This window comes from Candidatus Erwinia dacicola, from assembly GCF_001756855.1.
Taxonomy (GTDB): domain Bacteria; phylum Pseudomonadota; class Gammaproteobacteria; order Enterobacterales; family Enterobacteriaceae; genus Erwinia; species Erwinia dacicola.
In genome coordinates this window covers 1-10,027 of sequence record NZ_MAYS01000082.1, presented here as the reverse complement: position 1 = coordinate 10,027, position 10,027 = coordinate 1, and the positions used below count along the sequence as shown (strand labels likewise).

Here is a 10,027-nt window from a genome sequence, read left to right as displayed (position 1 = left end):
GTCAGCCAGAACGCTTTGGCTTCTGACTCGCCGATACCCATCCCGATGATTTCCCAGCGTCCGTCCGAGTTGACCGCGCAGGCGATTATTACCGCCACACTGACCACCCGGCCGTTCTTGCGCACCTTCACGTAGGTCGCATCCAGCCACAGGTCGAGCATGCCGAGCTGGGTGTTGTACTGTCGGTCACGATAGCCGTTGCGATAGGTCTCACGCTCATCACAGCGCTCATCCCCAGCAGGTGAGTAGCAATCAGGCTCTCGCCATGTTAGATCAGGCCGACATCATTTTCATTTATCGGCTGAGAGGATCATCTGTCGTCGGGCATCCAGCGTGGCCACTGCGGCGGGAATTGCACCCTGTATGCCACGTAGCGCGCCTGTCAGGGCCAGTTCGCCGAGGAACTCCAGCGACAGCGCAGGCAACCCAGTTGCGGCTATTCTGCGCGCCCGGCTTTTTTCCGGCGAAGGGCAAAAACAGAATTTACGCGCCGTGCCACAAAGTTTTTGCCTAGCTCGACAGCCAGCAACATCGCCTTGCGATCGGCCTCGACTATTTTCTCAGCAGCGAGATGAAGTCGTCGCGCCCGGTGATTAATGAAAAACATTCAGCTTTTGCTTATTGACTGAAAAACCATAATTTTTCTAAATCTGTGGCTACACGCATAAAATTAAATGATGAAAAAAGTTGAATCAGAACCAAAAACCATGATAACTCTGTAGGCATTACTTCGAGCAAGCGAATTAATAAGTATCCAAATGAAAGCCCTTCTACGAGTCGTCAGCCTAGTCATTATTAACGTCGTCGTGATTATTATCACGCCGTGCGGGGCTACGCTTGGAGAAAAAAAGGATTAAAAATCAAGCCTAATTTCGAAAGAACCCCCGCACCGAAAGGTCAGGGGTTTTTTTTTGCAGGGCATTAATGTAGAGAGAAACAGAAGATGAATAGTAGAATACTATGCTGTTTTTCCAAGCAGAGTACGGGGAAATAACTATGAATGGTGCTCAGTGGGTGGTTCAAGCTTTGCGTGCACAGGGTGTCAAAACAGTTTTCGGCTACCCGGGTGGTGCAATCATGCCGGTCTATGACGCGCTCTATAACGGCGGTGTCGAACACCTACTGTGTCGCCACGAGCAGGGTGCAGCTATGGCGGCGATCGGTTTCGCTCGCGCAACTGGCAAAGTCGGCGTCTGTATCGCCACTTCCGGACCGGGGGCTACCAACCTGATCACTGGCATGGCTGATGCCATGCTGGACTCGGTGCCGATTGTCGCCATCACCGGGCAGGTCTCTTCTGCGGTGATGGGCACTGATGCCTTTCAAGAGATCGACGTGCTCGGCCTGTCACTAGCCTGTACCAAACACAGTTTCCTCGTTGAGTCTCTCGAAGAGTTACCGATAGTGATGGCAGAGGCCTTCGCCATCGCCAAATCGGGCCGCCCTGGCCCGGTACTGGTCGATATCCCTAAGGATATTCAGCTGGCATGCGGTGAGCTGACCGCGCATCTGCTGCCGGTAGAGCAGGAGCTGGCGCATCCGCACGCTGAACTGCAGCAGGCGCGTAACCTGCTGGCTCGGTCAAAAAAACCGATTCTGTACGTGGGTGGCGGTGTCGGGATGGCGGATGCCGTTCAAGCCCTACGCGCTTTTGCCAAAGAGACCGGTATTCCGACCGTTGCCACGCTGAAAGGTTTGGGCATGCCGGATGCTGAAGACGCCTGCTACCTCGGCATGCTGGGCATGCACGGTACCAAAACCGCCAATATTGCCGTTCAGCATTGTGACCTGCTGATTGCCGTGGGCGCGCGCTTTGATGATCGCGTAACCGGTAAGCTGGATACCTTCGCGCCGCATGCCAGCGTGATCCATCTGGATATCGACCCGGCAGAGCTGCACAAACTGCGCCGCGCACACGTTGGCCTGCAGGGTGACCTCAATAAGCTGCTGCCAGACCTGTATCAGCCAGTTGAAATTCAGGCGTGGCGTGAAGAGGTGAAGACCCTGAAAGCCGAAAGCGGCTGGCGCTACGACCATCCGGGCGAGGCGATTTTCGCTCCGCTGTTTTTAAAACAGTTGTCAGATCGCAAACCGCAAAGTGCAGTTGTGACCACTGATGTCGGTCAGCACCAGATGTGGGCCGCGCAGCATATGAGCTTTAACCGCCCGGAAAACTTCATCACTTCCAGCGGTTTGGGTACCATGGGCTTTGGCCTGCCAGCCGCAGTCGGTGCGCAGGTTGCCCGCCCAGATGACACCGTCATCTGCGTTTCCGGCGACGGTTCCTTCATGATGAACGTGCAGGAGCTTGGCACCATTAAACGCAAACAGCTGCCGGTTAAAATCGTGCTGCTAGATAACCAGCGCCTTGGCATGGTTCGCCAATGGCAGCAGCTGTTCTTCGCCGAGCGTTACAGCGAAACCAATCTGTCCGATAACCCGGATTTCCAGATGCTGGCCCGCGCTTTTGATATCCCGGGCCAGCGCATTACCCGTAAAGACCAGGTCGATGCCGCATTAGACGCTTTGCTGAACAGTGAAGGGCCATACATGCTCCACGTCGCCATCAACGAGCTTGAGAACGTCTGGCCTCTGGTACCGCCTGGTGCCAGCAACGAACAAATGATGGAAAAAACCTCATGATGCAGCATCAATTGTTTATCGAAGCGCGCTTTCGCCCGGAAATATTGGAGCGCATTTTGCGCGTCGTGCGTCACCGTGGCTTTCAGGTCTGCGCGATAAATATGGCGTCGCTGGTTAACAGCAACAATATTAATATTGAGATGACCGTTGCCAGCCAGCGCTCTGTCGATTTACTGTCAACGCAGTTGAGTAAATTGATAGACGTTGAATGCGTTCAGACCCAACAACTAACAACACAACAAATCTGCGCACAAGCGCGCAAGGAAACAAGAATGACGAAGAAAGCAGACTTTATCTGGTTCAATGGCGAGATGGTTAAATGGGAAGACGCTAAGGTCAGCGCCATGTCTCACGCACTGCACTACGGCACTTCTGTGTTTGAAGGCGTCCGCTGCTATGACTCGCACAAAGGACCAGTAGTCTTCCGCCATCGTGAACATATGCAGCGCCTGCGTGACTCTGCAAAAATCTACCGTTTCCCTGTCAGCCTGAGCGTTGATGAGTTAATGGAAGCGTGCCGCGCTACCCTGCGTAAAAACAACCTGAAAAGCGCCTATATTCGTCCGCTGGTATTTGTTGGTGACGTGGGCTTGGGCGTTAACCCGCCGGACGGTTATGAAACTGATGTAATCATCGCTGCATTCCCATGGGGCACCTACCTCGGTGCTGAAGCGCTGGAGCAGGGCATCGATGCGATGGTCTCTTCTTGGAACCGCGTGGCACCAAACACCCTGCCATCGGCGGCCAAAGCCGGTGGTAACTATCTCTCCTCTCTGCTGGTGGGTAGCGAAGCGCGCCGCCACGGCTACCAAGAAGGGATCGCGCTGGACACCCAGGGCTATATCTCAGAAGGTGCCGGTGAGAACCTGTTTGAAGTGAAAGACGGCATTCTGTTCACTCCACCGTTCACCTCTTCTGCGCTGCCGGGTATTACTCGTGACGCCATCATCAAATTGGCGCAGGATGTGGGAATCGAAGTACGTGAGCAGGTGCTGTCACGTGAATCGCTGTATCTGGCTGATGAAGTGTTTATGTCCGGTACTGCCGCGGAGATAACTCCGGTGCGGAGCGTTGACGGTATCCAGGTTGGCGCCGGTAAACGCGGCCCGGTCACCGAACGCATCCAGTCTGCCTTCTTCGGCCTGTTCACCGGCGAAACGGAAGACAAATGGGGCTGGTTCGATCCGGTTAACCCATAACAATAATGTTTTTTTGCGGGCGTCAGTTGACGCCTGCGCACTATCTAATTTCTGGAGTATAGAGCATGCCTAAGTACCGTTCTGCCACCACCACCCACGGGCGCAATATGGCCGGTGCCCGTGCCCTCTGGCGCGCCACAGGAATGACCGATGATGATTTCGGTAAGCCGATCATCGCCGTGGTTAATTCCTTCACGCAATTTGTACCGGGCCACGTTCACCTGCGCGACTTGGGTAAGCTGGTTGCTGAGGAAATTAAAGCCTCAGGCGGCGTGGCGAAAGAGTTCAACACCATCGCAGTGGATGATGGTATCGCCATGGGCCACGGCGGAATGCTTTATTCTCTGCCCTCCCGTGAGCTGATCGCCGACTCCGTAGAGTACATGGTAAATGCCCACTGTGCCGATGCCATGGTGTGTATCTCCAACTGTGACAAAATCACCCCGGGCATGCTGATGGCGTCACTGCGCCTGAACATTCCGGTGATCTTCGTTTCCGGCGGCCCGATGGAAGCCGGTAAAACCAAACTGTCTGACAAAATCATCAAGCTCGACCTCGTCGATGCCATGATCCAGGGTTCGAACCCGAACGTCAGCGATGCAGAGAGCGATCAAATTGAGCGTTCGACCTGCCCGACCTGTGGCTCCTGTTCAGGGATGTTCACCGCAAACTCTATGAACTGCCTGACCGAAGCGTTGGGTCTGTCGCAGCCGGGTAACGGCTCGCTGCTGGCGACGCACGCTGACCGTAAAGAGCTATTCCTCAATGCTGGTCGCCGCATCGTAGAGCTGACTAAGCGTTACTATGAGCAGGATGAAGAAACGGCGCTGCCGCGTAGCATCGCCAGCAGAGCCGCGTTTAAAAACGCCATCACCTTGGATATCGCCATGGGCGGTTCCACTAACACCGTTCTGCACCTGCTGGCTGCCGCGCAGGAAGGCGAAATCGACTTCGATATTTCCGACATCGACCGCCTGTCGCGCCTAGTTCCGCAGCTGTGCAAAGTGGCGCCAAGTACGCAGAAATACCATATGGAAGACGTTCACCGTGCCGGTGGCGTACTTGGTATCCTCGGCGAGCTGGACCGCGCCGGACTGCTGGACAACAGCGTGCGCAACATCCTCGGCCTGAGCCTGCGTGAAACGCTGGATCAGTACGACATCGTGGTGACCAAAGATGAAGCGGTGAAGAAAATGTTCCGCGCTGGCCCGGCAGGCATTCGTACCACTCAGGCATTCTCGCAGGATACGCGTTGGGACACGCTGGATGACGACCGTCAGGAAGGCTGCATTCGTTCACGCAAATTCGCCTTCAGTCAGGACGGCGGCTTGGCGGTGCTGTACGGCAACATGGCTGAAAACGGCTGTATCGTAAAAACCGCGGGCGTCGATGAAGGTAGCTTGGTGTTTAGCGGCCCGGCGAAAGTCTATGAAAGCCAGGATGATGCGGTTGCTGCGATCCTCGGAGGTAAAGTTGTGGCCGGTGACGTTGTGGTTATCCGCTATGAAGGGCCAAAAGGCGGCCCGGGCATGCAGGAAATGCTCTATCCGACCACCTATCTGAAATCAATCGGTCTCGGTAAAGCCTGTGCGCTGATCACCGATGGTCGTTTCTCCGGTGGGACTTCCGGTTTGTCAATCGGCCATGCTTCCCCGGAAGCGGCAAGCGGCGGCACCATCGCGCTGGTCAAAGATGGCGATATCATCAACATCGATATTCCACAGCGTAGTATCCAGCTGGTCGTGCCGGACAATGAACTGGCCGCCCGTCGTCTGGAAGAAGAAGCGCGTGGGGATGAAGCCTATACGCCACACGGTCGTGAGCGTCAGGTCTCCTTTGCTCTGCGTGCTTATGCCACCCTGGCAACCTGCGCTGATAAAGGTGCCGTCCGTGATAAGAGTAAGCTGGGAGGCTAACAAATATGGCTGAGTCGCAACCGCTATCCAACCAACCGAGTGGCGCAGAGTATCTGCGTGCGGTGCTGCGTGCGCCGGTGTACGAGGCTGTACAGGTCACCCCGTTGCAAAAGATGGAGAAGATCTCTGCCCGCCTCGGCAATACCATTCTGGTAAAGCGCGAAGATCGTCAGCCGGTACACAGCTTTAAGCTGCGTGGTGCCTATGCGATGATTGCCGGGCTGAGCGCAGAGCAGCGCGCGCTCGGCGTGGTCACCGCTTCGGCGGGCAATCATGCCCAAGGCGTAGCGCTATCGGCCAGCAAGTTAGGGATTAAATCCCTGATTGTGATGCCGGTCGTCACTTCAGATATCAAGGTTGATGCGGTGCGGGCGTTTGGCGGTGAGGCTTTCCTGTTTGGCTCCAACTTTGATGAAGCGAAAGCAAAAGCTATCGAGCTGTCCGCGCAGCAGGGTTACACCTTTGTGCCGCCGTTCGATCATCCGATGGTGATCGCCGGGCAGGGCACGTTGGCGATGGAGCTGCTGCAGCAGGATGCGCATCTTGACCGCTTGTTCGTACCGGTTGGCGGCGGCGGTCTGGCTGCAGGCGTGGCGGTGTTGATCAAACAGCTGATGCCGCAAATCAGAGTGATTGCGGTGGAGGCGGCAGACTCAGCCTGCCTGAAGGCGGCGCTGGATGCCGGGCATCCGGTCAATCTGCCACGCGTCGGGCTGTTTGCCGAAGGCGTGGCGGTGAAGCGCATCGGCAGCGAGACCTTCCGGCTGTGCCAGGAGTATCTTGACGACATCATCACCGTCGACAGCGATGCGATTTGCGCGGCGATGAAGGATCTGTTCGACGATGTGCGTGCGGTGGCGGAGCCTTCCGGCGCGCTAGCGCTGGCGGGGATGAAGAAGTATATCCAGCAGTACCAGATCCAGGGTGAACGGCTGGCGCACGTGCTGTCCGGTGCTAACGTCAACTTCCACGGCCTACGCTACGTTTCCGAGCGTTGTGAACTGGGCGAGCAGCGTGAAGCGCTACTGGCCGTCACAATTCCCGAGCAGCAGGGCAGCTTCCTGTGTTTCTGCCAGCTGCTGGGTGGGCGTTCGGTGACCGAGTTCAACTATCGCTATGCCAACGTTGACGATGCCTGCATTTTTGTTGGTGTGCGCCTGATGCGCGGCATGGAGGAGCGCCACGAGATCCTGCAGCTGCTGTTAGAAGGCGGTTATAGAGTGGTGGATCTCTCCGACGACGAAATGGCGAAGCTGCACATGCGCTATATGGTCGGCGGGCGGCCGTCGAAACCGCTCCGCGAGCGGCTGTTCAGCTTTGCATTCCCGGAAGCGCCCGGTGCGCTGCTGCGGTTCCTGCAAACGCTGGGCACCCACTGGAATATCTCGCTGTTTCACTACCGCAGCCACGGGACTGACTACGGTCGCGTTCTGGCGGCGTTTGAGCTGAGCGACATCGAGCCGCAGTTTGAAGAGCATCTGGCGGCTCTGGGTTATGATTTCCACGATGAAACCAATAACCCGGCCTTCCGTTTCTTCCTTGCGGGCTAAAGCAGTTTCCAGAAAGCATCAATAAGCGGCTCAGTGAGCCGCTTTTTTTGTACGCATACGCCGAGTTCAAACGGTGCCACCATCTCGACATCTTCCAGCTCCAGAATACGGTTACGGATTGGCTCCGGGCTGTTCTCCAGCACCACATCTGGCAGCAGTGCGATGCCGCACCCCAGCGCCACCATCGAGACAATCGCCTCATGCCCGGAAACCGTAGCGTAAATTAGTGGGTTCGCGATATGGTGATGGCGGAACCACAAATCAATGCGTCGCCGTGACGGCCCCTGTGCGGGCAGAATAAACGGAATTTGCGCCCAGTCGGGCTGCGGCTGCGTTGCTTGGCTCTGCACTGGGCACGCCAGCGCGGGGGCAATCAACACCAGCGGGATCAGCTCGAGTGGCATAAAGCCAATGTTGCCTGGCAGCGTTTCTGACCGCCCGGCGATGGCAATATCAGCCTCATTGGTCTGTACTTTCTCCACCGCGTCGGCGGCATCCCCGGTGGTCAGTTTTATTTCTACCAGCAGATGTTCGGCGCGGAAGCGATCAAGGATAGGCGGCAGATGGCTGTAGGCGGCAGTTACTGAGCAGAACAGTCGCAGTTCACCACTCAGTGACGGGCCATTTTGCCCGATGGCGTGGCGCATCTGCTGATACTGCAACAGCGTTTGCTGGGCGAACTGGCGCAGGCGCTCACCGGCATCGGTCAGGGTTACCGTCCGGTTATCGCGTAAAAACAGTGTCTGCCCAAGGTCCCCTTCCAGCCGCTGGATCTGCCGTGACAGCGTGGAAGGGCTAACGTGCATCGCCCGTGCGCTGCGGCCAAAATGGCGGCTGTCGGCGAGATGGAGAAACAATTTCAGGTCATGCAGATCCATTAAGTTCGGGCCTCAAAGCTATGTTGCAAAAAGTGCAACGTCACGTTGTTAATATATCAATTTCAGCAATGTATTTCCTGTCATATAATAAGGTTTATACAGGGTCGGAAAGAAAGACCCGATAACAGACAAACGCATCACAACCTCATACGGAGTACCCATGGCTAACTATTTCAATACGTTGAACCTGCGCAACCAGCTGGCGCAATTAGGTAAATGCCGCTTTATGGCGCGTGAAGAATTTGCTGATGAAGCGAGCTACCTGAAAGGTAAAAAAGTCGTCATCGTTGGCTGTGGTGCTCAGGGCCTGAACCAAGGCCTGAACATGCGTGATTCTGGCCTCGACATCGCTTACGCCCTGCGTGCAGAAGCGATTGCCGAGAAGCGTGCTTCGTGGCGTAAAGCGACCGAAAACGGCTTCAAAGTGGGCACTTACGAAGATCTGATCCCACAAGCCGACCTAGTGGTTAACCTGACGCCAGACAAGCAGCACTCAGCTGTTGTCCAAGCGGTACAGCCGTTGATGAAAGATGGCGCAGCGCTGGGTTACTCACACGGTTTCAACATCGTTGAAGTGGGCGAGCAGGTTCGTAAAGACATCACCGTGGTGATGGTTGCGCCGAAATGCCCGGGTACTGAAGTACGTGAAGAGTACAAACGTGGTTTCGGCGTACCAACGCTGATCGCGGTTCACCCGGAAAACGATCCAAAAGGCGAAGGCATGGCGATTGCTAAAGCCTGGGCAGCAGCAACCGGCGGTCACCGGGCGGGCGTGCTGGAGTCCTCCTTCGTTGCTGAAGTGAAGTCTGACCTGATGGGTGAGCAGACCATCCTGTGCGGCATGCTGCAGGCGGGTTCGCTGCTGTGCTTTGACAAGCTGGTGGCTGAAGGGACAGATGCGCCCTATGCAGAAAAACTGATTCAGTTCGGCTGGGAAACCATCACCGAAGCCCTGAAGCAGGGTGGTATTACGCTGATGATGGACCGCCTATCTAACCCGGCTAAACTGCGTGCTTACGCGCTGTCCGAGCAGCTGAAAACCATCATGACCCCGCTGTTTCATAAACATATGGACGACATTATCTCCGGTGAGTTTTCCTCCGGAATGATGGTTGACTGGGCGAACGACGACAAAAAACTGCTGGGCTGGCGTGAAGAGACCGGTAAAACCGCGTTTGAAAACGCAGCACAGTTCGAAGGCAAAATCGCAGAGCAGGACTACTTCGACCAAGGCGTTGTCATGATCGCCATAGTTAAAGCGGGCGTTGAGCTGGCATTCGAAACCATGGTTGCTGCTGGTATCATCGAAGAGTCTGCTTACTACGAATCATTGCACGAGCTGCCGCTGATTGCTAACACCATCGCCCGTAAGCGCCTGTACGAAATGAATGTGGTTATCTCTGATACTGCGGAATATGGAAACTACCTGTTCTCTTACGCAGCAGTACCGCTGCTGAAAGAGTTCATGACCACGCTGCAGGCAGGCGATCTGGGCAAAGCTATCAACACGGCGACCACCGTAGATAATGCTCAGCTGCAGGACGTGAACGAAGCGATTCGTAACCACGAAATCGAAGCGGTTGGCCGTAAGCTGCGTGGTTACATGATCGATATTAAACGTATCGCCGTAGCGGGGTAACGCTTCGCACGAATCAAAAAAAGCGCCTTGCGATGCCTTTTAGTTACGGTACAACACTTTAATGATGTGGTAATTGTACTCGGTGTGCAGCGGGCCCTGTGGCTTGATCAGCGGGCAGGAGAACACCACTTTATCGAATGCCGGCAGGTCGAGTCTGTGAACCTAGCGCCCTGGTCGAGTCCGTCAAAGTGGTGTAAATTCA

The 10,027-nt window shown here is 55.7% G+C and carries 9 protein-coding genes and 3 pseudogenes; 7 read left to right on the top strand and 5 right to left on the bottom strand.

What is annotated here, in order from left to right; all coding sequences use genetic code 11:
• The 3 genes and pseudogenes from BBW68_RS15490 to BBW68_RS18635 all read right to left on the bottom strand — a co-directional run.
• Positions 1-230: pseudogene (locus tag BBW68_RS15490) on the bottom strand (transposase); the annotation flags it as partial.
• A 60-nt stretch (positions 231-290) separates the two neighbouring features.
• Complete coding sequence (locus BBW68_RS20120) at positions 291-425, bottom strand: hypothetical protein (RefSeq protein ID WP_261791474.1); 135 nt, start codon at positions 423-425, stop codon at positions 291-293.
• Between the two features lie 11 nt (positions 426-436).
• Positions 437-607, bottom strand: a complete 171-nt coding sequence (locus BBW68_RS18635; RefSeq protein WP_167565519.1) for a hypothetical protein — start codon at positions 605-607, stop codon at positions 437-439.
• Positions 608-758: 151 nt separating this feature from the next.
• Here BBW68_RS18635 and ilvL point away from each other — a divergent pair, with 151 nt between their 5' ends.
• The 6 genes and pseudogenes from ilvL (at position 759) to ilvA (ending at position 7,308) form a co-directional block, all read left to right on the top strand.
• Positions 759-857 carry an ilv operon leader peptide gene (ilvL, locus tag BBW68_RS17485; protein ID WP_102135743.1) on the top strand — a complete coding sequence of 33 codons (99 nt, stop codon included), beginning with the start codon at positions 759-761 and terminating at the stop codon, positions 855-857.
• A 139-nt stretch (positions 858-996) separates the two neighbouring features.
• Complete coding sequence (ilvG, locus tag BBW68_RS02285; protein ID WP_070133835.1) at positions 997-2,643, top strand: acetolactate synthase 2 catalytic subunit; 1,647 nt, start codon at positions 997-999, stop codon at positions 2,641-2,643.
• A pseudogene (ilvM, locus tag BBW68_RS19390) lies at positions 2,640-2,846 on the top strand (acetolactate synthase 2 small subunit); the annotation flags it as partial. The gene ilvG and the pseudogene ilvM, both read left to right, overlap by 4 nt.
• A gap of 69 nt (positions 2,847-2,915) precedes the next feature.
• Entirely contained in the window at positions 2,916-3,842 is a 927-nt protein-coding gene (locus BBW68_RS02280) for a branched-chain amino acid transaminase (protein WP_070133834.1), read from the top strand.
• Between the two features lie 65 nt (positions 3,843-3,907).
• The gene (gene ilvD / locus BBW68_RS02275; RefSeq protein WP_070133833.1) at positions 3,908-5,758 is read left to right on the top strand and encodes a dihydroxy-acid dehydratase; all 1,851 of its coding nucleotides are present in this window, start codon (positions 3,908-3,910) and stop codon (positions 5,756-5,758) included.
• Between the two features lie 5 nt (positions 5,759-5,763).
• Positions 5,764-7,308 (top strand): threonine ammonia-lyase, biosynthetic, encoded by a 1,545-nt coding sequence (gene ilvA, locus BBW68_RS02270; RefSeq protein ID WP_070133832.1) that lies wholly within the window; start codon positions 5,764-5,766, stop codon positions 7,306-7,308.
• On the opposite strand, the gene ilvY is transcribed toward ilvA, so the two are convergent.
• A complete protein-coding gene (gene ilvY, locus BBW68_RS02265; RefSeq protein WP_070133831.1) occupies positions 7,305-8,186 on the bottom strand; it encodes an HTH-type transcriptional activator IlvY in 882 nt (293 codons plus the stop codon). The two genes, ilvA and ilvY, sit on opposite strands and share 4 nt — an antisense overlap.
• A 160-nt stretch (positions 8,187-8,346) precedes the next feature.
• Here ilvY and ilvC point away from each other — a divergent pair, with 160 nt between their 5' ends.
• Positions 8,347-9,825 carry a ketol-acid reductoisomerase gene (gene ilvC, locus BBW68_RS02260; RefSeq protein WP_070133830.1) on the top strand — a complete coding sequence of 493 codons (1,479 nt, stop codon included), beginning with the start codon at positions 8,347-8,349 and terminating at the stop codon, positions 9,823-9,825.
• A gap of 39 nt (positions 9,826-9,864) precedes the next feature.
• Here the strand turns inward: ilvC and BBW68_RS17480 are convergent.
• A pseudogene (locus BBW68_RS17480) lies at positions 9,865-9,972 on the bottom strand (peptidylprolyl isomerase); the annotation flags it as partial.
• Positions 9,973-10,027: the final 55 nt, after the last annotated feature.

Bases quoted from the DNA above. Each gene is read 5' to 3' on its own strand.
- BBW68_RS18635 (WP_167565519.1), bottom strand. From the start codon at position 607: ATGTTTTTCATTAATCACCGGGCGCGACGACTTCATCTCGCTGCTGAG.
- ilvL (WP_102135743.1), top strand. From the start codon at position 759: ATGAAAGCCCTTCTACGAGTCGTCAGCCTAGTCATTATTAACGTCGTC.
- ilvG (WP_070133835.1), top strand. From the start codon at position 997: ATGAATGGTGCTCAGTGGGTGGTTCAAGCTTTGCGTGCACAGGGTGTC.
- BBW68_RS02280 (WP_070133834.1), top strand. From the start codon at position 2,916: ATGACGAAGAAAGCAGACTTTATCTGGTTCAATGGCGAGATGGTTAAA.
- ilvD (WP_070133833.1), top strand. From the start codon at position 3,908: ATGCCTAAGTACCGTTCTGCCACCACCACCCACGGGCGCAATATGGCC.
- ilvA (WP_070133832.1), top strand. From the start codon at position 5,764: ATGGCTGAGTCGCAACCGCTATCCAACCAACCGAGTGGCGCAGAGTAT.
- ilvY (WP_070133831.1), bottom strand. From the start codon at position 8,186: ATGGATCTGCATGACCTGAAATTGTTTCTCCATCTCGCCGACAGCCGC.
- ilvC (WP_070133830.1), top strand. From the start codon at position 8,347: ATGGCTAACTATTTCAATACGTTGAACCTGCGCAACCAGCTGGCGCAA.